Below are 24084 nucleotides of genomic sequence, written 5' to 3' on the forward strand. Positions count from 1 at the left end.
TCTCCAACCTATAAATACATCATTATGAGTGCAAAAAAAGGCCTTCATCTTACCCTAAAAATTTGGAGACAAAAAAATAGCAAAACCAAAGGTCAGTTTGAGACCTACAAAATATCAGACGTTTCTACGGATTCTTCATTCCTTGAAATGCTGGATATTCTGAACGAAAATATCATCAACGAAGGAAAAGAGCCCATCGCTTTCGACCACGACTGCCGTGAGGGGATCTGCGGAATGTGTTCCCTTTACATCAACGGCAGAGCGCACGGTCCCGATACAGGGATTACGACCTGCCAGCTTCACATGAGAATGTTCAAAGACGGTGAAACCATTGTTATCGAGCCATGGAGAAGTGCCGCTTTCCCGGTGATTAAAGATTTAATGGTAGACCGAAGTGCTTTCGACAGGGTAATGGCCGCCGGAGGATTCATTTCGGTAAACACATCAGGAAATACCCTTGATGCCAACGCGATCCCTGTTCCTAAAGATGATGCCGACAAAGCCATGGACGCTGCGGCGTGCATCGGATGCGGAGCTTGCGTAGCGACCTGTAAAAACGGATCGGCCATGCTGTTCGTAGGAGCAAAAGTTTCACAGTACGCACTTTTACCACAAGGTAGGATCGAAGCAAAAAGAAGAGTACTGAATATGGTGAAAGCCATGGACGAAGAAGGATTCGGAAACTGTTCCAATACCGGTGCCTGTGAAGTGGAATGTCCTAAAGGAATTTCCCTTGAAAACATTGCGCGTATGAACAGAGAGTATATCACAGCTTTCGTTGACCGAGGATAGATTTAACAGAGATATCAGAAAAAATCGTCTCCGTTATGGATGGCGATTTTTTTTAGTTAAATCTTTCATAAAAATAATATTAAATTGCTTTTAGTTTATCGAAAAAACTATTTTTGCCTAATTATAAATTCAAAATGAAAAAATATCTTTTATTGTTTATCATCGCGGTTTTTGCGATGTCTTGCTCTAAAAAAGTAGAAGTAAAAGGAAAAGTAACCGGCGGTTCCCCACTGGAAAGAATCGAGTTCATTGAAGCATCGGGTGTAGCCACTTTACCTTTAATTAATATCGGGATCAACAAAGACGGTACGTTTGCCGGGAACTTTGAAGTTCCGAAAAGCGGAATGTATATGGTTTCCTATGGTGGAAAAAGAAACCTGATTTACCTGAAAGGCGGGCAGAAGCTTGAAATTTCAGGAAATGCAATGACTTTCCCAACCGAATATGTAATTACCGGAGATGCCAAGAAGAATAACGATTTCTTCACAGCGACTCAGAAATATCTTTCCACTTACGCACAGACGGTAAATATGAATGAACTGATGTCGAAAGACGAAAAGACTTTCCTTAAAGGAATTGAAAAAGTTCAGGCCGATATCAATAAAAATATTGATGAGAGCGCTAAAAAATTCAGTCCGGACAACGAAGTGGTAACCTGGAAGAAGAATGACCTTTCCAGTACTTTGCTTACTATTCTTAACCAGTATGAGCTAAGTCATAAACAAATGGGGAACCCTTCATTTAAAGTAACAAAAGCCTTCACGGATTTCTCCAACAAGCTGGAAGAAAATAAAGACGTCCTTGTAAAAGAGCATCCTCTATACAGAGAATACCTTCTTACAAAGATGAGCCCTGATTTCCAGAAATTCGCTCAGGCAAAAAGTGCCGGGAAAACCGATGTAACGACTTCTGAATTATTTGCAGAATATCTGAATAAAAACCAAAAGGACCTTTCACAGACGGCTAAAGATTATCTCTTGGCTTTCGTAATGGCGCAGTCGGATATTCACCCTGGTGCTCCTGAGAAAACCGTAGAGAAAATCAAAAAACTTATTGATACGGACATCAAGGACAACACCATCAAGGAAGATCTAAAGAAAATCCAGTTTGCGATTAACGGTTTCAAAATCGGTGAGGCAGCGCCTGAAGCAGCATTGGTAAAAGCAGACGGAAAATCATACAATCTTTCTGAAAACAAAGGGAAACCTTATCTGCTAACGTTCTATGCATCATGGAACCCTTACATAGGAGAAGCAACCGTTCCCGTGCTGAAAGAAGTGGTGAATTTCTACAAGTCTAAAATGAACTTCGTTTTTGTAAACGTGGATGATACCAAAGATCAGTTTGTGAAAACAAGCAGTTCTTTATTGAAAGGGATCACCGGGACTAACGTCTATGCAGAAAACGGTCTGAATTCTGATATTGCCAAGAAATACGGGGTATACGGTTTTAAACTGCCTTGCTTTATCATTGTGGATAAAGACGGTAAAATTGCCAGCAAACCATTCTTCAACTTAGGAGATCCTGAATTGGTAACGGTACTGGATAAGCAGACCGGACTTTCGGCTCCAAAGGTAAATCCTAACGTTCAGCTACAACCGGGTGGTATGGGAATGGATCCGGCAGCTGCCGCTGCTCAGCAACAGGCAAATCCACAGCCGGCCCAGACAAAATAATTTAAATTCAATACAGATAGAAACCTTATCCCCGGATAAGGTTTTTTTATTTGTACTTTTGCAGACCGGAACAGAAATGTTCCTCATCAGAAAATAGAAATCAGAATGAGTAGAAAGAAGAATAAAAATATAGTTCTTGAAAACATAAGGCTTGTTGCAGCGGGAGCCAAAGGGATTGCCATCGGTCGTACGGAAGAAGGAAAAACAGTATTGGTTTCGGGAGCCATCCCGGGGGATCTTGTGAATGTAAGGGTAAAAAAGGCAAAATCCAAGTATTATGAAGGGGAAGCAGTAGACCTGCTTGAAAAATCACCGGACCGGGTGGATCCGAAATGCATCCACTTCGGCGTTTGCGGAGGATGCAAGTGGCAGAACATGAGCTACGAAAAGCAGTTGGCTTTTAAACAGGAAGAAGTTTACAACAATATCAAAAGAATAGGCGGAATCGAAAATTTCGAGACCGTTCCGATCCTGGGTTCTGAAGAACAGTATTTCTACCGTAATAAAATGGAGTTTTCATTTTCCAATGCCCGTTGGCTCACGCAATATGAGATCAGTTCAGAGGAAAATTTCGGGAACCGGGATGCTTTGGGATTCCATATTCCGGGAATGTGGAGCAAGATCCTTGATCTTAAAGAATGTTTCCTGCAGGAAGAACCTTCCAATACCATAAGACTGGCGGTAAAAGAATATGCCGTACAAAACGGACTGGACTTTTTTGATGTTAAAAATCACGAAGGTTTTCTGAGAACGTTGATGATGAGGCAGAACTCCAAAGGGGAGTGGATGGTCCTTTTCCAGCTGTACAAAGAAGAAAAGGAAAAGCGGGAAAAGCTTTTTGAATTCCTGCTGGAAACGTTTCCTCAGATTAAAACACTGGTCTATGCCATCAATCCGAAGCCGAATGATTCCATTTACGATCTGGATATCCATGTCTATTCCGGCGAAGGCTTCTTAATGGAAGAAATGGACGGGCTGAAATTCAAGATCGGCCCTAAGTCGTTCTTCCAGACCAATTATAAGCAGGCATTGGAACTATACAGAAAAACGCTTGAATTTGCCGACCTGAAAGGGGATGAAGTGGTGTATGATCTCTATACCGGTACCGGAACGATTGCGCAGTACGTAGCCCGGAATGCAAAGCAGGTAATCGGTATCGAATCCGTACAGGAAGCCATCGACGCAGCGATTGAACATGCTGAACTGAACGGTCTCACCAACACGACGTTCTATTGCGGAGATATGAAGGATATTTTCAATGACGAATTCCTTGCCAGCCACCCGAAAGCGGATGTCCTTATCACTGATCCGCCGAGAGACGGAATGCATCAGAAAGTAGTGGAGCAGATCCTGAAACTGTCACCGGAAAAAGTCGTGTATGTAAGCTGCAATTCAGCAACGCAGGCACGGGATCTGGCATTAATGAAGGAGCAGTACGAGGTAGTAAAAATTTTACCGGTTGATATGTTTCCTCAGACCCACCACGTGGAGAATATTGCTTTGCTGATTAAGAAATAATTTATTTAAATTTGAATTCCAAATCTTACGGTTCATGAAGTATTTTAAATTCCTGATAACGCTCGGATTTCTCAGCCTGCTGTTCTCGTGCGGCAGCGATGACGACATCTGCGAAAACGGAGAGGGAACGCCCCGGATGAAATTCTCTTTCCTGAATGCTGAAAGCGGTAAAGAAAAAACGGTGGACTCCCTGTATGTTGCGGTGGATTACGGATCCGGAAAGGTACAGCTTGGCGGTCAGGCAAAGATTACTTCCCGGATTATCCCTTTAAGGGTGGATAATTCCCCGTATACCGATATCTATTTCAGGACAGCCAATAAAGGTGCTGAATCCAAAGTCAGGGTAAATTATACCACCAAGGCAAGTTATGTTTCACCCGGCTGCGGTATCAAAATAAATTATGAAAATTTAAATGCCGTCCTGGATCCGGTAACCACGGCGACTCCGGTAAAGGGCATCCAGGCCGGACAAAATTTTATAGAAAATGAAGACAAGACGAATCTTTACCTTCTTTTTTAGCATTATCGGCTTTCTGGGTTTTGCTCAGGAGAATAAGGCCCAAGCAGCTGAAAAAGAAAAATGGAAATACGAACCGAATTTTATGGTGGGCGGAGACCTTCTCAATACGGGGGTTTCCTTTTTTTCGGATAGAAAATTGTACCAGGGTTTTGTGTCATCAAGGATAAAAGGAAATATCCACGCCATTGCCGAAGCCGGTTTTGAATCCAATATCTATCAGAAAAACGGCTATGACGCAAAAGTGAATGGCCCCTTCCTGAAACTGGGGGCTTTCTATATGCTGGCAAAAGATCCGGAGAATTCATTCAACGGTTTTTATGCAGGAGGAAAAGTAGCAGGATCTTTTTATACCCAGGAATACATGGCGGTGCCGGTAAGAGGTTTCGGAGGAAGCAGCTCTTCAGTCTCTTTTCCATCATCCACCCAGTCTTCCTATTGGCTCGAAGGGACATTAGGAGGGAGGGTTCAGCTGTTTGACACGAATTTTTATATCGATGTCAACATGCAGCCCCGATACTTAGTCTACACCACAAAACAGGAGGAGATCCAGCCGATGATCGTCCCGGGCTTCGGAAAAAGTTCCTCCAAATTTACAATGGGCTTTGCCTGGAATCTGGCGTATAAATTCTAGGAACTTTCTTTTATTACTTCTTTTTAATAATTTGAGATTTTCCTCTTAACAACCGATATAATCCCTCTAATTCTTTTGGAGGGATTCCTGCATCAAAAGAGGAGGATTCATAGGTTTTTCCCCCTGAAGTAATGATGATAGCAGAAGATAAGGCACTGTCAGAATATCTTCCGGTTGTGGGCGAAGCATATGTTGAAATTTTCGACAAATCAATTGATGATGCCTCTTCAGTTATATTTTTCCAGTTAGCAGGTGGTAATTCTGTTTTATTAATTTTTCCGTTTAAAGAAATACTGGATGACATAGGCTCAAAAGTCAATTTTCTGTTGATTCCTCTGGTTTGTTCTGTCAATTCTACTCTTTCAATTACTGTATTATATTTACCTAATTGCATGTGATTTGTCAGGCCTGAAGGATTATTCTGTGAAATACATTTAATATGTAATAGACAGGATATCAAGAGAAAAATAGTGTTTGTTTTCATTTTGATTTTTGTATTAAAATGCCTTTTTATATTAATATTATATTAAAAATATGCCATAAATTAATATATTTGTAAAATAATAAAATATTCCTAATAAATGAATTGTAAAATTACTTTTAAAGTACCTTTTTTATTGTTTGTATTATTATGCTGTTCCATTTTTGCTCAAAAGAAGAAAGTTCAGGGGCAAGAGCAGATGGTTTTCGGTAAAGTATATACGATAGATGATTTAAAGAAGATGAACGGGGTTATCAGATGTGCTTCTACAGAATATGAAGCGATGCTTCAGAAACAATACCCTGACAGAATGACAGATGCTCAGTTTGAAGCATGGATCGCTCCATTAATTGAAAATTCAAAGACTAATAAATCGCAGACCGGCGGGATTGTTACCATTCCTGTAGTAGTACATGTTATTCATAGTGGTCAGGCATATGGTGTTGCACAGAATATTTCTGACGAGCAGGTACAGTCCCAGATTACTGTTATGAATAATGATTTCAGAAAATTGGCGGGAACTCCAGGTTTTAATTCAAACCCTGTAGGAGCTGATGTCATGATTCAGTTTGCTTTGGCTAAGGTTGATCCTAATGGAAATCCTACCAATGGTATTGATCGGGTAAATATGTGTCAGGATCAGTGGACAACGGCTGAGGTTGATGCCAATGTAAAACCGGCAACCATCTGGAATCCTACTCAGTATATGAATATGTGGAGCGTTAAATTCGGAGGTTCAAGTTCTAACATTCTGGGTTATGCACAATTTCCCTCAAACTCAGGAGTAGTAGGCGTTCCTGCGGGAGGTGCTGCCAATACCGACGGTGTGGTTGCTAATTATGGAACATTTGGAAGTTCGGATTATGGAACAAATTTCACACTAGGTGCTCCTTATGATAAAGGAAGAACAATGACTCATGAAGTAGGGCACTTTTTAGGCCTCAGACATATTTGGGGAGATGATGATGATGCAACAGTGTGTGCTACAGATTATTGTAATGATACACCTCCAGCTCACGAGGATAACTATACTTGTACTACCCCTATTGCCAGTTGTACAGCAGGTCTTTTCGAGATGGTAGAAAATTATATGGATTATACGAATGATACTTGCATGAATATTTTCACTTTAGATCAGAAAGCAAGAATGACTGCTGTGATGAATAATTCTCCCAGAAGAGTTGAACTTAAAACTTCGGTGAAGGATTTACCGATTCCGCTATTCGCTAACGATGCAGAATTAAAAGCAGAGAAAATTTGCAGTGCCTCTTCATCTTGCGGTGGCACGGCTTCCACTTCATTTCCTTTCAGTCTTTATAATAGAGGAACCTCTGCACTTACTTCTGCCGTAATTACCTATACAGTAAACGGAGGTGCTTCACAAACATATAACTGGACAGGGAATTTGGCGCAAAATAGATATGCTGTTTTTTCGATTATTGCTACAGAAAATTCTACAATTTCTGCTCAGATTACTTCTGTAAACGGAACTACTGATGCAAGGGCTAGTAACAATACCGCATTTTCAGCTGCAGGAAACTATACAACTACACCAGTAGGCAGTACAGCTGTTACGTTTACACTTCAGCCTGACTTTTATGGTTCAGAAACAACATGGACGTTAAAGAATAGCGCAGGAGCCACTTTATATTCAGGCGGACCATATTCTGACGGAGTAGCTATTGGAAATCAAATTCAATCTTTACCGGCTTTAGTTACCCAAACATGGAGTTTAGCTCCGGATTGCTACACCTTTACAATTAATGATTCGGAAGGAGATGGAATCCTTTATTATGGATACTATAACGTAAAGAATTCATTAGGAAATACCATAATTTCTGAGGGAGCTACCGATTTCGGTACTACACAATCCAAATCATTTAAAATATTGGTATTAGGTACACAGGAAGAAAATGGAATAAAGAAAAATGATATTCAAATATATCCTAATCCTGCAACAGATTTACTTAATATCACCAAAGTTTCTGGTAAAGCTACTTTTGAAATTCACAACGCAGTAGGGCAATTGGTAAAAGCTGGCAATATCAATAATAATCAGGTTAGGGTTGCTGAATTAGTAAAAGGCACTTATATCATTACAATTAAGGATGGTAAAACTTCCGAAAGTATTAAATTTATTAAAAATTAATATTTATTTAATTGAATTTTAAAAAACAAATAATCCTCGGACTTGTCTGAGGATTATTTGTTTTTTTATAGTAGCAGTTATTGAAATTATTTTTTTTTGTTAAAAAAGGTGTGAATGTAATATTTCTAGCGTAAAATAGTTATATTTGGCAGGTAAATTTAATTTGAAAAGCTATGAAGAAACTTTTTACTTCTTTCTTTTCTCTTTTTGTGTTAGGCACGGTGAGTGCACAATGGTCACCGACAACATATAAAGGAGAGAAAGTGAGAAAAGAGGCTAATATGAAAGCCTACTATTCATTGGATATTTCAGCATTAAGATCCCAGCTGGCAAATGCTCAGGAAATGGGAAAAGGTGCGAAAGCGGTAGAAATCTCTTTACCGACATTAGATGGAAAGGTTGAAAAATTTGCAGTCTACAGTTTTCCTGTTTTTGCAAAAGACCTTGCGGACCAATATCAATTAGGGTCATATGTTGGGGTAGGAATCAATGACCCTTCAAAATACCTGAGATTTTCTGTTGCCCCTAATGATTTTCAATCCATGATTATCAAGGGAGGGGAATACGAATTTATTGAACCGGCTAATGCTGATAAAACAGTATATGGGGTTCATCCTAAATCTCAGAAGAACGAAAATGGATTTTTATGTTCTACGGGAGAGGATCCTGCTGCTGTAAAACAAATTGATGCATTGCTGAAAAAAGGTGCATCATTTGCGAATCAAACAACAACTTTCAACAAGAGCTACGATAAAAAGTATAGAACCATGAGGCTGGCTATGTCAACCACAGCGGAATATACCAATTTCTTCGGAGGCGTTGCAGGAGCATTGACTCAGATTAATGCTACAATGACAAGAGTGAACGGTGTGTTTGAGAAAGACTTCGCCTTACATTTAAATGTATTAAGTTATCCTGGACTTATTTATACTGATGCTGCTACCGATCCTTATGCAACGGTAACCAGCGCCTCTCAACCTCCGTCTTCCTGGAATACTTCTCTCAGAGATGTCTTGGCAACGAACGTAGGACAGGCGAACTATGATATCGGTCACTTGTTCGGAGCTTCAGGTGGCGGTGGAAATGCAGGCTGTATAGGTTGCGTATGTATGAGTCCTGTCGGTACCACCTACGACCCGGTAGTAGGCTATGGTAAAGGATCCGGAATCACTTCGCCGGCTACGGGAAGTGTAAATCCTTCTACGGCAAACCCTCCTTCAGGAGATAATTTTGATATCGATTACGTCGCTCACGAAATGGGACACCAGCTGGGAGCTAACCATACCTTTGCCCATTCTTTGGAAAGTGCAGGGACAAATATGGAACCGGGATCGGGTTCTACCATTATGGGGTATGCCGGAATCACCGGTGCTACTACCGATGTGCAGCCTCATTCAGATCCTTATTTCCATTTTGCAAGTAATTTTCAGGTAAATCAGAATTTAATTGCAAAAACCTGTGATATAGAAACGAATATCAGCAATAACCCGCCGGTAATTGCTGACATGCCAACCGTCAATATTCCTAAAGGAACTGCATTCGTTTTAACAGCAAGTGCAACCGATGCTGAAAATGATCCGTTGACCTATTGTTGGGAAGAAATAGATAACGCAAATGTTGTGATTAACAAAACGAATATCGGAACAACAGCTACCGGTGCTTCTTTCAGATCATTCAATCCTACAACCAGCCCTGTTCGTTACTTCCCTAAATTAGAATCTGTATTGAACGGATATCTGGATAACAGCAATAATACATGGGAATCTGTTTCCCAGGTGGCAAGAACAACAAACTTTGCCGTTACTGTGAGAGATAACAATCCGAATGCTACCCAACAGCAAACAGATTATAATATCCAACAGGTTATTGTAGGAAATGACGGACCTTTCAAAGTGACTACTCTGTATGCTAACGTAGGTTCTCCAACTGCAATTAACTGGGATGTTGCCAATACCACTGCAGCTCCTTATAACGTAACCAATGTAAAAATTGATTATACGACAAATAATGGAACAACCTGGACCTTATTATCTGCCTCTACCCCTAATGACGGAACAGAGAATTTTACTTTCCCTTCTTCCATGAACGGGCAGGTTATTAAATTGAGAATTTCTTCAATAGGGAACGTATTCTATGCGATCGGCAGAATAAACGTAGCGGCATTTGCTCCTTGTGACGGATCTGCTATTACTGGTGTTACGGTAAGTAATATTACTTCCAACGGTGCCACCGTTAGCTGGACTCCGGTTTTAAATGCCAGTTATATTATCCGTTACCGTATCGTTGGAACGGCAACATGGCAGCAGACAACCTCTACGAATCCTACCATTACATTGGCTTCGTTAGCTGATACTACAAATTATGAAGTTCAGGTAGCAGCAGTTTGTTCAGGAACACCTGGGGCTTACTCTACTACAACCGGTTTCTTAACTCCGGGACTTCCTTATTGTACAGCCGCTTCAACTACAGCTGCGAATCTTTATATTTCGAGAGTACAGGTAGCCAATATTAATAATAGTTCCACAGGAGCTACTTATACCAACTTTACAACAAATCCTTCACTTCAGGTTAATCTTGTAAAAGGAGTTGCCTATCCTATGGTAATCAACAGTAATATTGCAGCTTATGATTTTGCAATGGTATTTATCGATTACAACAGAAACGGAACATTTGAATCCACAGAAAGGGTATTGAACTTCCCTGTAACGAATACTTCTACATTCTCAGGAACATTTACAGTTCCTACGACAGGCGTTGTGGAAGGGCAGATTTTAAGAATGAGGGTTGTACTTGGATACGCAGCAGCAGCGAATGCCGGATTAAATGCTCCTGCAACATATGTTTGCGGAAATAACTTTAATGACGGAGAAGTGGAAGACTATAATGTTGTGGTTACTGCAACTGCTTTGTCAACCAACGATGTAGCCGGTCCTAAAAACGATATTCAGATTTACCCTAACCCGGTATCTGATGTTCTTAATATTACCAAAGTATCCGATAAGGCGATGTATAAAATTTACAGTGCTGCCGGCCAATTGGTAAAACAAGGAAACATCAGCGGCGGTCAGATCAATGTTTCTGAACTGATCAAAGGAGGTTATGTTATTACCATCGAAGAAAAGGGAAAAGAAGCATTCAATTCCAAATTCATTAAGAAGTAAAATATAATTTCATGTATTTATAAAATCCTCAGGTCAACCTGAGGATTTTTTTGTTGAGGTAAACAAGGACAATTTTTCCTGTAGGCCTTTTTTTATCATTAAAACGAATCGGATAATTCCAAAAAGTGAGATATTAATATTGATGAAAAATACGGTATAACTGTTATCATTTTAAATAAATAATTTGAATTATTATGATATCTGCATGAAAAAAATGAATATATTTTTAAATTAATAATAAAAAATGTTTAGCTTTGTGTAATTAATAGAATATATTGAGAAAGTTATGAAGAAAATTTTTACTTCTTTCTTTTTCCTCTTTCTGTTTGCGGTTACCAGTGCACAATGGAGTCCTGCAACGTTCCGGGGGGAAAAGACGAGGGTAGGTTCTGAAATCAGGAACTATTACTCTCTCGACATTTCTTTACTGAAGTCTCAATTGGCGAAAGCGCAGGAATCGGGTAAAAATGCAAAGCCCGTTATCATCTCTTTGCCGACTTTAGAAGGAAAAATTGAAAAATTTGCCGTTTACAGCTTCCCTGTGGTCGTAAAAGAACTGGCAGATCAGTATCAGTTAGGATCTTACGCAGGTGTAGGGATTGATGATCCGGGCAAATACCTGAGATTCAGTTTGTCAGCCGATGATTTTCAGTCGATGATCATCAAGGAAGGCAAATATGAATTTATAGAGCCTGCTGATAAGAACAAAACGGTTTACGGTGTGCATCCGAAAACCGACAAGAGCAACGAAGGTTTCCTTTGTTCCATGAATGAAGACAGGATGTCTAAAAAAGAAATTGAAAATCTTTACACTACCGGAAAGGCATTTGCCAATCAGCCGATGATTTTCAATAAATCTTCTGACAAGAAGTACAGAACCATGAGATTGGTCATGTCTGTAACAGGAGAGTATACTCAGTTTTTCGGCGGTACCGTTGCTAACGCACTGGTCGCTATTAATGCGAGTTTAACCCGGGTAAACGGAGTATTTGAAAAAGATTTTGCATTGCATCTTAATCTTCAGAATTATACGAACGTTATCTATACCAATCCCGCTACCGATCCTTATTCGCCGGCTGCTACGGGAGCTGGAGGAGCTTGGAATCTGGAACTTCAGCAGACGCTTACAGCGAATGTCGGAAATGCCAATTACGATATCGGCCATTTGTTCGGAGCTTCCGGAGGTGGTGGGAATGCAGGATGCATCGGATGTGTCTGCGTTGATCCCAGTACTTCTGTACCAAAAGGAAAAGGGTCAGGATATACTTCTCCGGCAGACGGGATTCCGCAGGGAGATAATTTTGATATCGATTATGTAGCCCACGAAATAGGGCACCAGCTGGGTGGTAACCATACCTTCTCGCACGCTCTTGAAGGGACAGGCGTAAATGTTGAGCCGGGATCCGGATCAACAATCATGGGCTATGCCGGGATTACCGGTGCCAATACCGATGTACAGGCACATTCTGATCCGTATTTCCATGCGGTAAGCATTACTCAGGTTCAGACGAACCTTGCCAGTAAGACCTGTGATGTAGAGACACCGGTTACGAACAATCCGCCGGTTATTGCAGCTTTATCTACTTATAATATTCCAAAAGGTACGGCATTCGTATTGACGGCTTCAGCAACGGATCCTGAAAACGACCCTATAACATATTGCTGGGAAGAAGTGGATAATGCAAGTACAACCATCAATAAAAATAACTTAGGAACTACGGCTACGGGAGCCAGCTTCAGGTCATTTAATCCTACTACAAGCCCGACGAGATATTTCCCTAAATTATCTTCTGTACTGGCAGGGGTATTAAATAACTCAAACAATGGTTGGGAATCTGTTTCCACGTTGGCTAGAACCACCAACTTCAGGGTAACGGTACGGGATAACAACCCGGATCCTGCCCAGCAGCAGACCCAGTTTGCCAATCAGCAGATTATTGTCGGAAATGACGGACCGTTCAAGGTGACCAATACGGCAGCTTACAGCAACGGTCCTACCAACGTAACGTGGGACGTGGTGAATACAACGGCAGCGCCTTACAATGTAGCCAATGTAAAAATCGATTATACCATTGATAACGGAGTAACCTGGACAGTAGCTTCCGCTTCTACCCCTAATGACGGGAACGAGACACTGAACCTAACAGGTCTTACTGCCGGAGGTACCGTGAAAATCAGGGTAAGTGCAATAGGAAACGTGTTCTATGCTATCGGAAGTGCCAATGTAACGGCTTTATTAACCTGTACGGGAGCAGCTCCTACAGGAATTGCTGTTTCTGCCATTACCCAAAGTACCGCTACTGTAAGCTGGACGGCTACTGCTAATTCAACTTACATTGTAAGATACCGTCCGGTAGGAAGTACGACCTGGATTACGGTTAATGCGGCAGCGAATTCTGTAAACCTTATCGGTCTGAATGACGGCATCCAATATGAAGTACAGGTGTCTACCGTATGTAGCGGTGTGCAGGGACCTTTCTCCGCATCGGTTAACTTTACGACATTAGGGCTTACGTACTGTACAATGACTTCCAGCAACTTTGCTTCGGAATATATTTCCAATGTGACGGTAACGCCGGTAGGTGCTGCCGTAATGAGCAACAGCTCTGCAGGGTCCACGTATACCGATTATTCCACGACGCCAAGCGCATTGGTAAATCTGGTGATCGGATCTACAGGGAATACCGTTTCCGTAACCAAATTCTTCCCGAGCACAGTCTGGAGTGAAGCCGTTGGCGTATGGATCGATTTCAACAGAAACGGCGTTTTTGAAACATCGGAACAGGTAATGGATTCTCCTTCCAGCACCACGACTCCGGTTTCTGCTACTTTCAGTGTTCCGGCTACGGCCTATAACGGACCGGCTACGACCAAAATGAGAGTGGCCATGAGGTATTCTTCTTCTCCGGTGATGTGTCAGAGCTTCAACGATGGGGAAGTGGAGGATTATGCGGTAAAACTGATCCAGCCGATTGCCTGTACAAGCAACGCTCCGTTGAATCTTACCGTTACCAACATTACGGCAACTTCAGCTTACGTGATGTGGGATCCGGCTACCGGCGCCACTTATGTACTGCAGTACAGACCATTCGGATCCACGACCTGGACGACTGTTCCATTGACGTCAAATGCCTATACCATCAATAATTTAACTGAACAGACCCAGTATCAGGTTCAGGTAGCTTATGTGTGTTCCGGAACGACAGGGACTTACACGGCGCCTTATACCTTTACCACGCCGGCAGTTACTTATTGTAATATTACGGCAACCGCCAACACAAACGGATATATCTCGAATGTAACCGTTAGCCCGACGAACTCTTACGTCATGAGTAACAATTCAGGAGCGAATACGTATACCAACTATTCTTCAGATCCTACAAAGCTGATTACGCTTGTCCGTAGTTCAGCCAATAATAATATTTCAGTTTCTAAATCCTGGTTAACGACTACCACTTCTTCGCTTGCCGTAGGAGCCTGGATCGATTTTAACAGAAACGGTATTTTTGAAACTTCAGAAAGAGTAATCAACACAACAGCGTCTACCACGACTCCTGTTACCGCAACGTTCACGGTTCCTGCAACTTCTTACAGCGGACCTCTGACGCTTAACATGAGGGTTATCTTCTCAACTTCTACGATTACCGATCCTTGTGCTACGGTAGCGAACGGTGAGATTGAAGATTATGCGGTGAAGATTATCGACCTGTCACCTTGTACGACGGCTCCGCCTTCCCCGATCGTTGTGTCCAATATTACTGCTGCCACCGCAATGGTTTCCTGGATCAACGCTACAGGAGCAACCTATACTTTAAGATACAGAACGGGTACGGGTGCCTGGACGGTTATTGCTCCGGCAACCAATCCTTATACGATTCAGAACTTAAATGCTTCTACAACGTATGAGGTACAGGTAGCCACCATCTGTGGCGGCACTACCGGTGCATGGTCTGCTTCCGTAAACTTTACGACACCGGCAGCTACTTACTGTACGCCGACTACAACAAGTGTAACAAACGCGTTTATTAATAATATTACCGTTACAGGTCCGAATACGCCAATGATGTCGAATGACTCAGGGGCCAGTACCTACACCGATTATTCCAACGATGTGACGAAGATTATCACGTTAGCACGTAATTCTACCGGAAACATCCTTTCCGTAGGCAGAACCATCCTCTCAGGTACGTATTCTACCTATGCCTGGATTGATCTGAATGGAGACGGCGTATTTGATAACAATCCGATCGGTACCGGAGCAGGTGAAAGAATAATGAACCTTGGATATTCTTCTACAACTCCTGTTACGGCAACCTTTGCAATACCTGCCTGGGCGTACAGCGGGACGAACAAAGTGAAAATGCGGGTAATCGTTTATTTCCTTACGCCAACCAACGCCTGCTCGCCGCTGACCAGCAACGGAGAAGTTGAAGATTACCAGGTGAAATTTGTGGATATCCAGCCATGTACAACGGCAGCGCCTACAGGAATTACGGTAACCAATATTGCCGCTACTACGGCTACGGTATCCTGGATTTCCTCTACCGGTGCTACCTATCAGGTAAGATGGAGAACCACCAACCCTGTAGGGGCATGGACAACTTCACCGGTCCTTACCACCAATACGTACAACATGACCGGTCTTACGGAACAGACGGCTTACGAAGTTCAGGTGTCCACCATTTGCGGAGGAACACAGGGACCTTGGTCTGCTTCGGTACCGTTTACCACAACACCGATCATCTATTGTAATATGACGGGTACGGGAACAACGGATTACATCTCCAATGTGACCATGACTTCCGTGAACCCGGGTATTCCTCCGATGAGCAATACTTCAGTACAGACCAACTACATCAGCTATACAACGCCGGCTACCCTGATCAATCTGGAAATCGGTTCCAACGGGAATAAGATTTCAGTAGCTAAAGCAGGCGGACAAAGCGATGCCGTATCTGCCTGGATTGATTTCAACAGAAACGGGGTTTTTGAAGCTTCCGAACAAATCATGACTTCTGCGGCAAGTACCACGACTCCGGTAACCGCCTTATTCAACGTACCGGCGAATGCCTATAACGGTCCGCTAACGACGACCATGAGGGTTGTCCTGAAACGTACAAGTGCCCCGGTAATGTGCCAGAATGCAGTAAACGGGGAAGTGGAAGATTATCAGGTGAAACTGAGACCTTGTTCAGCAACCGCACCGACGAATATCGCATTCAATACCATTACCCACACTTCCGCAAATGTTACCTGGACAGTACCGACAGGCGGTCTGACTTTCATCGTAAGATACAGGGTTCAGGGTACAACAACATGGACCGAAGTTGTAGTTTCAACGCTGAGCGGTAATCCGCCCTTGGCTTTAACGGGATTAACGCCGGCAACCACCTACGAAGTCCAGATTGCAGCAAGCTGCGGCACGACTGCCGGTACTTACACACCGACCCAGACCTTCACTACAAGATGTGATCCTACACCTCCGGCAGTGACCATCAGCAATGTGACAACAAACTCTGCGGTAGTAACCTGGGCTCCGGTTGTACCAAGTGCAACTTATGTCGTACGATACAGAGTTGCAGGAACAACCCTGTGGACGACAATCAATGTTACGGCAGCTCCTTTAAATACGTATACCCTTACCGGTTTAAGCCCGTACACCACATACGAAGTACAGGTGGCCAATATCTGTAACGGCGAGACAACGGTAAATACCTGGTCTAATCCTAAAGTGTTTACGACACAGAGAACCTGTGAATTGCCGCCGCCTGGATTAACCATTACCAATCTTACACCGACAACGGCAGTAGTGGTTTGGGATGCCTTCCCGGGTGCTACGTATATCCTGCGATACAGAAAAGTAGGGATTCCGAGCTGGACAACGGTAACTTCCAATACCAACACCATTACCTTAACCGGTCTGCTGGAGCTGACGCAATATGAAATGCAGGTAGCCAACATCTGTAGCGGAACACCGGGCGCCTATACGCTTCCGTATCTGTTTACGACCCCAACGGTAGTATACTGCCAGATGCAGGCGACAACGGCCAGTTCGAACTACATTTCAAAAGTAACCGTGACGCCAAATGGCAAACCGGTGATGACCAACCCTTCATTAGCATCAAACTATACCGATTATACCGGGGTAACCAACAAGTTCATCGAACTGATCCAGGGATCTGCAGATAATAAGATCAGCATCGATAAAACTTCAGGAAATGCCGGGGTTGCGGTCTGGATCGATTTCAACAGAAACGGATACTTTGATATCAATGAGAGAATCTTTGTTTCCGGACCGAATACGGATCAGACGGTGAGCGGAACATTTACCGTACCTGCAGATGCATTTGTAAGCTTAACCGATTACAAATATGTAGTGATGAGAGTGGCCATGTCGAAAGATGCCATTCCGGTAAACTGTACCAACTTCCCGAACGGTGAGGTAGAAGACTATACCGTAAGGATTTCTAAACTTCCGGTACCGAACCCTGTAAACCAGACGGATATTATGATCTATCCTAATCCGGTAAGTACCGTACTGTATGTGAAAAATATCAGCAAAAAAGCGAACTATAAGATCTACAGTGCAGCAGGACAGTTGGTGTCAAGCGGAATTATCTTAAATAACAAGATTGATGTCCATGCTCTGATCAACGGAGTTTACATGATAGACATTCAGGACGGAACCTCAGTTTCTGCCCAGAAGAAATTTATCAAAGAATAAACGGATAACATTTAATTATTAATCTATTTAAGGCTCTCAGAAATGGGAGCCTTTTTTATTGGATGATTGGATGCTTTTGGGTTTGCTAAAATTAATGTGCATTCAGACGTATCTGATTCATATTCATTTTGATCATCAGGACCTGTGACCCTATTTCTGACAAAGGAAGATTCCTGCATCCGTAATCTATCTTCCAGCCTTGCCTCACAACCCATAAAAAAATCCCGCCGGAAAATTCCAACGGGATTTTGTCTGATTTATTCAATGTCGAAGATGACTTTCTCGGTATGTTCCTTTAGATCTTCCAAATTGGTATTGTTGTAGATGATACAGTCGGCCAGCTTGATCTTGTCCTTCTCCGGCATCTGGTGTTCCATGATGGCCTGTACCTCGCGGTAGGTTTTGCCGTCCCGGTCCATCACCCTTTTCATCCGGATGTTGTCTTCTGCCGTAACGAGAACGGATCGGTCGCATTGGAGGTTAAGCTTAAGCTCAAACAGCAGGGCGGTTTCCTTAAAAACCAGATACTTTTTCTGCGCTTTTACCCAATCTTCAAAGTCGTTCCGGACGGCAGGATGAATAATCCCGTTCAGACCTTCCAGCAGATCATTATCGTTAAAAATTTTTTCCGCTACAAATTTCCGGTTATAAAGCCCTTTTTCGTCATAAGCCCCATTCCCCAGGAGATCTTTGATTTTTGACCTTAGATCACCGTTCTCATTCACAATATCTTTTGCCCTTTCATCCGAATAATAAACGGGAAACCCGAATTCTTCGATAAACCGGGCAACGGTGGTCTTACCCGAGCCGATGCCTCCCGTGAGTCCGATGATCTTGGGCGCCGGTAACGGATCCGGTTCCGCTTGCTGAGTTTCTGAATGCAGTTCTTCCATATCTAACAATTAATATCCGAAAACATCATTAAAGCTAAAAGTTTCGTCAAGCCTTACGCCTTTTTCAGTCATTTTAAGACTGGCCAGCTCGTTATGGGCATCATGTTCGAAAAATAACAGGTATTCATTATCCACACACTGCTTCAGGAACTTTCCTTTTTCTTCCATCGTAAGAAGCGGGCGGGTATCATATCCCATCACATAAACCTGGGGAATATGTCCGGCAGTAGGAATGAGGTCGGCTGCAAAAACAATTGTTTTTTCCTGATATTGAATAACAGGCAGCATCTGTTTCTCCGTATGGCCGTCAACAAAGATGACGTCCATCTTAAGATCCGGCGCAAAACCGTAGTTTCCGTTTGCCGGGAGCGGTAAGAAATTAAGCTGTCCGCTTTCCTGGATCGGGAGGATATTTTCTTTTAGGAAGCTGGCCTTTTCCCTGGCGTTGGGTTCGGTTGCCCATTGCCAGTGGTTTTCATTGGTCCAGAAATGGGCATTTTTAAAGGCGGGCCGATAGCCGGTTTTATCGTCATTCCATTCGATGGCACCGCCGCAATGGTCAAAGTGAAGGTGGGTCAGGAAAACATCGGTAATATCTTCCCTTACAAAACCGTATTTTTTGAGGTTTTTGTCTAAAGTGTCATCGCCCCACAGCGAGTAGTGGCCGAAGAACTTTTCGTCCTGCTTGTTGCCGAGCCCACAGTCGATGAGGATCAGTTTTTTTCCGTCTTCTATAAGCAGGGAACGGGTTCCCAGCTCAATCAGGTTTCTTTCGTCTGCAGGATTGGTCTTTTCCCACAGACTCTTCGGGACGACGCCGAACATAGCACCGCCGTCCAGTTTAAATTTCCCACATTGTATCGGATATAGTTTCATATAATATTAAGTTTCTGTAATGTATTGATTATTCATAATGTTTCATTTTTTCAGCCATCTGCTTTGCATTTTCACCACCCTGTTCCAGATGATCAGTAATGTTCCGTAAATCATTTTCTTTCCTGTTTTGGGAAAGCTTTTGGGCGATGAAAATTTCAGTAGGGAAAATCTTCATGCCGAAAGCACCTTTCATTTCTTTTTCCACAAATGCTTTTCCCATATCGTCCAGCATCACCGGACATTGCTGGTTTTTTTCGTATTTGGCGGTAAGTTTGTCCAGATGATGATACAGTTCATCATGATTCATCAGTTCTACCTTTCCATAAACCTGCACGGCTTCATAATTCCAGGTGGAAACATTGATATGGTCGTACCAGCTGCTTGAAATATAAGCATGGGCGCCCAGAAAATCACAAAGCACTTCACTTCCGTTTTTCAGGAGTTTTGCCTGCGGATTGGCCCTGGAAATATGGGTTTCGATATACCTGTTTTCCGGGTCGTCTTCATTCAGGATCATCATCGAATGGGTGGCCCGGATTTTTTCTCCGGAGGAAATTAATAAAGCAAATGCATTTTCCCGGATAATATCTTTCATCAGGTTCAGGTCTTCACTTTTATATAGTTTGGGTATATACATGATCCTATTTTCTAAAACAGCTCACCCGGATTTCTGGGGACGGCAATATTCAGGTGCTTGTAGGCTTTTTCCGTTACTTCACGGCCCCTCGGGGTCCTGATGATAAATCCTTCTTGGATGAGGAAAGGTTCATAGACTTCCTCCAGGGTTTCCGGGTTTTCGGCAATTGAAGTCGCCAAAGCCGAAATGCCTACCGGTTTTCCTTTGAAATTTTCGATCATCACCCGCATGATCTTGTTGTCCATTTCATCAAGGCCGTATTCATCTACATTCAATGAATCCAATGCATATTTGGTGATATTGATCTCGATCTCGCCGTTTCCTTTAATTTCGGCAAAATCCCGGACCCTCCGTAGCAATGCATTGGCAATCCTCGGGGTTCCGCGGCTTCTGCGGGCAATTTCAATGGCGGCATCTTCATAGATAACTACACCCAGGACCCTGGCGCTCCGGATGATAATCATTGATAAGAGCTCAATCGTATAATATTCCAGCCGGCTCTGGATCCCGAACCGGGCCAGCATCGGTTTTGTCAGCATTCCGCTTCTGGTCGTTGCGCCCACCAGGGTAAAAGGGTTCAGCCCGATCTGCACGCTTCTGGCATTCGGCCCGGTTTCCAGCATGATATCGATCTTGTAATCTTCCATCGCGGAATACAGGTACTCTTCCACGACCGGCGAAAGCCTGTGGATCTCGTCGATGAAAAGCACGTCGTTTTCCTCAAGGTTGGTAAGCAATCCGGCTAAGCTTCCGGGTTTATCCAATACAGGGCCTGAGGTGATCTTGCAGTTGACCCCGAGTTCATTCGCAATAATATTGGCCAGGGTCGTTTTTCCCAGGCCGGGAGGCCCGTGCAGCAGGACATGGTCGAGTGCACCGCCGCGCCGTTTGGCCGCCGAGACGAACACTTCAAGGTTGTCCAGTGTTTTCCGCTGCCCTGCAAAATCCTTGAAGCTCTGGGGACGGATCTGCTCTTCCTGTGCCAGTTCTTCACGGGAAAAATTGTCTTTGTCTGGATGTAAAAAGTCAGGCATTAATTCAATTTCATTTACCGTAAAGATAGCAAAATTGAGGTTAAGATGAAGAATAATTTCGGGATGGGGTTGAGGGTGAGGTTGGAAGCTGAGCTAAGGCAAAGGTGGATATTAGGCAGGATGTTTTTTTAGCGTTAACAAGATTGGGATATTTTGAGTATTTTTGAGATGAAGAATAACAAACAACAGATGATAAAAGATTTTACCGGAATGCCATATGGCACAAGCGATGGATGCTGCTGAAAGATGTTTCATTTTAAGTGAGCGGCTTCACCATTAGGAAGCTCTGCCGAAAGTATATCTGCGAGCATTACAGGAGGCTTTGGGAGAAGGACAGCAAAAGATAAAGCGGATTTTACGATATTTCAGTAGGATCTGGCTTTGAAACCGAAAGTCATTTGATATACGGAAACAGTGTTAAATATTTTTCAGAAAGCGAGTGTTTAGAGATAGAGAATCTGATTCATGATGTAATACACGATTTAAATAAAATTACGAACAGTTTAAATAAGGGGCAGGCTTAATCTAAACCTCAACCTTCACCTTAATCTTATTTATGAAATTAACAGGCCCTTTTAAGCAGGTGGTAACACTTGCCAACCTACCTTTAAGAGGAAAACTTTCAGACGATCAGCTTGAAATTATAGCTGAAGGCGGAATTTTAACAGATCAGGATAAAATACTGAAAGTCGGTAATTATAAAGCTTTAAAATCGGAACATCCGGAAGCGGAAACGGAAGATATAATTGGCGAGCAGGTTGCAATTCCTGCTTTCGTGGATTCCCATACCCATATCTGCTTCGGCGGCAACCGGGCCAATGATTTTGCCATGCGCAATGCCGGGAAATCCTATCTTGAAATCGCCGAAAGCGGAGGGGGGATCTGGAGTTCCGTACAGCATACCCGGAAAGCAACGGAAGAAGAACTGCTGAAAACCCTGCTGGCAAGAATCGACTTTTTACTGGCGCTCGGCATTACGACAATCGAAATAAAAAGCGGTTATGGACTGGATGTGGAAAACGAGCTGAAAATGCTCCGCATTATCAAAAAAGCTCAGGAGAGCACAAGGGTAACCCTGGTTCCCACCTGCCTTTCCGCACATTTGAAGCCTAGAGATTTCGAAGAAAGCAATCAAGAGTACCTACAATATATTTTAACTGAAATTCTCCCGAAAGTAAAAGAGGAAGATTTGGCCAAAAGGGTGGATATCTTCATCGAGAAATCAGCCTTCCAGCCGGAAGAAAGCAAAAATTTCCTGCTGAAGGCAAAAGACCTTGGTTTTGACATTACGGTTCATGCCGACCAGTTCACGCCGGGAAGCTCAAGGATTGCCGTGGAAGTTGGCGCAAAATCTGCAGATCATCTGGAGGCAACCATTGATGAAGACATTGAATTCTTGGCCCAATCGGAAACGGTAGCTACCGCTTTGCCGGGGGCAAGTTTAGGTTTAGGCGAAAAATTCACACCGGCCAGGAAATTACTGGATGCAGGAGCCATTGTTGCCATTGCCAGTGACTGGAATCCCGGTTCGGCACCGATGGGAAATTTAATTACCCAGGCTTCGATTCTGGCAACTTTTGAGAAACTGACCACCGCTGAAGTTCTGGCAGGCATCACCTTCCGTTCGGCATTTGCACTGGGCCTTGAAAACAGGGGAAAGCTGGAAGCCGGATTTAAAGCCGACTATATAACATTTAAAACCGATAATTTTCAAAACATCCTTTATCATCAGGGAAGCCTGAAATGCGAACATATCTACATTGGCGGGGTACAAATCTGATGAGAAAGATTGCCGGTAATTTTATGATGATGGTTGCACTGATGATAGTCCGGTGTTTTTTGTCAATCCTGCTGATTGTTCAGATTGCCACAAAAAGAGTTGGTCATCCGTCATCTGAAGTCAGGGATGTTTTAATTATACTGATCTGGCTGGGCGGCGCAGTAGCCATCATTTATTTTTTTATTAAATTTCTCATAAGTATTTACAGATATAAAGACTAACCACATCAAAAAAATAAAATAATATGAATACCATCTGGCAGGGAAGATTAGACGGGGAAGAGTTGCTTTATCACAGGATATTCCAACGGGTAAAAGAAGAAAACAATTATGATTTTATTTCAACTAAGGATTTCGTTTTACATGGTTTTGCCGTGGACGAAGGTGTCAGAAGGAATAAAGGCAGGCAGGGCGCAAAAGACGCTCCGGATATGATCCGTAAAAATATGGCTAATTTCCCGGTCATCCGTCCGGATTTTTCGCTGCTGGATTTCGGAAATATAACCTGTGAAAACGGAATGCTGGAGGATACCCAGTACGAACTGGCAAAGAATGTTTCCAAAGTCCTGCTGAAAGGCGGACGGTCTGTGGTGCTGGGTGGCGGACATGAGGTAACGTATGCCCATTATCTGGGATTGAAAACAGCCTTTCCGGAACAGAAAATAGGGATCATCAACATCGATGCCCATTTTGATAACCGGCAGCCTGAAGACGGAGTAGGTGCAAGCTCGGGAACCGGTTTCTGGCAGATTGCCCAGGAAGGAGATATTAATTCCCTGCATATCGGGATCCAGCGAAACTCCAATACCCTGAAATTATTCGATACTGCCCATCATTACAAAATGAAATACATCCTGGCCGACGAGCTTTTCTTCGAGAATCTGCCTTCTATTTATCAGAGAATCGACGATCTTCTGGACAGTGTGGATTATGTATATCTTACGGTCTGCATGGATGTTTTTAATGCTTCGATCGCACCCGGGGTTTCGGCTTCGGCTTATAATGGAATCTTTGCCGATGCGGCATTTATGCATCTTTACAGGCATATCCTGAAAAGTGAAAAACTGCTGGCGCTGGATGTGGCTGAAGTAAATCCTGTGTATGACATTCAGGAAAGAACGGCAAGGCTTGCTGCTACTTTAGTGAATGAATGGTTTATTGTTTAACCAATGCAAAATAATAGTCTGATAGAAAAAATCACTATTTTATTCAA

Annotated in this window: 15 protein-coding genes; 10 read left to right on the forward strand and 5 right to left on the reverse strand. The window is 42.9% G+C overall.

Features of this window, described 5'->3' with window-relative positions:
* Window positions 1-24 precede the first annotated feature (24 nt).
* The 5 genes from CHA01nite_RS13125 to CHA01nite_RS13145 all read left to right on the forward strand — a co-directional run bounded on the left by CHA01nite_RS13125 (window position 25) and on the right by CHA01nite_RS13145 (window position 5137).
* Window positions 25-792, forward strand: coding sequence for a succinate dehydrogenase/fumarate reductase iron-sulfur subunit (locus CHA01nite_RS13125; RefSeq protein WP_146942078.1), 768 nt, complete (start codon window positions 25-27; stop codon window positions 790-792).
* Window positions 793-926: 134 nt separating this feature from the next.
* Window positions 927-2468 (forward strand): TlpA family protein disulfide reductase, encoded by a 1542-nt coding sequence (locus tag CHA01nite_RS13130; protein WP_146942080.1) that lies wholly within the window; start codon window positions 927-929, stop codon window positions 2466-2468.
* 105 nt (window positions 2469-2573) lie between these two features.
* Window positions 2574-3986 carry a 23S rRNA (uracil(1939)-C(5))-methyltransferase RlmD gene (gene rlmD, locus CHA01nite_RS13135; protein ID WP_146942082.1) on the forward strand — a complete coding sequence of 471 codons (1413 nt, stop codon included), beginning with the start codon at window positions 2574-2576 and terminating at the stop codon, window positions 3984-3986.
* Window positions 3987-4020: 34 nt separating this feature from the next.
* Window positions 4021-4506 (forward strand): DUF6452 family protein, encoded by a 486-nt coding sequence (locus tag CHA01nite_RS13140; protein ID WP_146942084.1) that lies wholly within the window; start codon window positions 4021-4023, stop codon window positions 4504-4506.
* Window positions 4472-5137 carry a DUF6048 family protein gene (locus CHA01nite_RS13145; RefSeq protein ID WP_146942086.1) on the forward strand — a complete coding sequence of 222 codons (666 nt, stop codon included), beginning with the start codon at window positions 4472-4474 and terminating at the stop codon, window positions 5135-5137. Before CHA01nite_RS13140 ends, CHA01nite_RS13145 begins: the two co-directional genes overlap by 35 nt.
* Before the next feature lie 13 nt (window positions 5138-5150).
* On the opposite strand, the gene CHA01nite_RS13150 is transcribed toward CHA01nite_RS13145, so the two are convergent.
* Window positions 5151-5621 carry a hypothetical protein gene (locus CHA01nite_RS13150; protein WP_146942088.1) on the reverse strand — a complete coding sequence of 157 codons (471 nt, stop codon included), beginning with the start codon at window positions 5619-5621 and terminating at the stop codon, window positions 5151-5153.
* A gap of 97 nt (window positions 5622-5718) precedes the next feature.
* Between CHA01nite_RS13150 and CHA01nite_RS13155 the strand changes: the two genes are divergently transcribed.
* The 3 genes from CHA01nite_RS13155 (at window position 5719) to CHA01nite_RS13165 (ending at window position 17652) form a co-directional block, all read left to right on the forward strand.
* Window positions 5719-7767, forward strand: a complete 2049-nt coding sequence (locus CHA01nite_RS13155) for a M43 family zinc metalloprotease (RefSeq protein ID WP_146942090.1) — start codon at window positions 5719-5721, stop codon at window positions 7765-7767.
* A gap of 173 nt (window positions 7768-7940) precedes the next feature.
* A complete protein-coding gene (locus tag CHA01nite_RS13160; protein WP_146942092.1) occupies window positions 7941-10928 on the forward strand; it encodes a reprolysin-like metallopeptidase in 2988 nt (995 codons plus the stop codon).
* 286 nt (window positions 10929-11214) lie between these two features.
* The gene (locus tag CHA01nite_RS13165) at window positions 11215-17652 is read left to right on the forward strand and encodes a GEVED domain-containing protein (protein ID WP_146942094.1); all 6438 of its coding nucleotides are present in this window, start codon (window positions 11215-11217) and stop codon (window positions 17650-17652) included.
* A gap of 257 nt (window positions 17653-17909) precedes the next feature.
* On the opposite strand, the gene coaE is transcribed toward CHA01nite_RS13165, so the two are convergent.
* From coaE to ruvB, 4 genes are read right to left on the reverse strand one after another with little or no spacing between them, the layout of a single operon-like run.
* Window positions 17910-18545 carry a dephospho-CoA kinase gene (coaE, locus tag CHA01nite_RS13170; RefSeq protein ID WP_146942096.1) on the reverse strand — a complete coding sequence of 212 codons (636 nt, stop codon included), beginning with the start codon at window positions 18543-18545 and terminating at the stop codon, window positions 17910-17912.
* A 9-nt stretch (window positions 18546-18554) separates the two neighbouring features.
* The gene (locus CHA01nite_RS13175; RefSeq protein ID WP_146942098.1) at window positions 18555-19421 is read right to left on the reverse strand and encodes an MBL fold metallo-hydrolase; all 867 of its coding nucleotides are present in this window, start codon (window positions 19419-19421) and stop codon (window positions 18555-18557) included.
* 28 nt (window positions 19422-19449) lie between these two features.
* Window positions 19450-20058, reverse strand: coding sequence for an FMN-binding negative transcriptional regulator (locus tag CHA01nite_RS13180; protein WP_146942100.1), 609 nt, complete (start codon window positions 20056-20058; stop codon window positions 19450-19452).
* A gap of 11 nt (window positions 20059-20069) precedes the next feature.
* Window positions 20070-21092, reverse strand: coding sequence for a Holliday junction branch migration DNA helicase RuvB (gene ruvB / locus CHA01nite_RS13185; protein ID WP_146942102.1), 1023 nt, complete (start codon window positions 21090-21092; stop codon window positions 20070-20072).
* Between the two features lie 556 nt (window positions 21093-21648).
* On the opposite strand from ruvB, the gene hutI reads away from it, so the two are divergent.
* A complete protein-coding gene (gene hutI / locus CHA01nite_RS13190; protein ID WP_146942104.1) occupies window positions 21649-22872 on the forward strand; it encodes an imidazolonepropionase in 1224 nt (407 codons plus the stop codon).
* Between the two features lie 244 nt (window positions 22873-23116).
* The gene (gene hutG, locus CHA01nite_RS13195) at window positions 23117-24037 is read left to right on the forward strand and encodes a formimidoylglutamase (RefSeq protein ID WP_146942106.1); all 921 of its coding nucleotides are present in this window, start codon (window positions 23117-23119) and stop codon (window positions 24035-24037) included.
* Window positions 24038-24084: the final 47 nt, after the last annotated feature.

The organism is Chryseobacterium hagamense (genome assembly GCF_007991455.1).
Lineage (GTDB): Bacteria > Bacteroidota > Bacteroidia > Flavobacteriales > Weeksellaceae > Chryseobacterium > Chryseobacterium hagamense.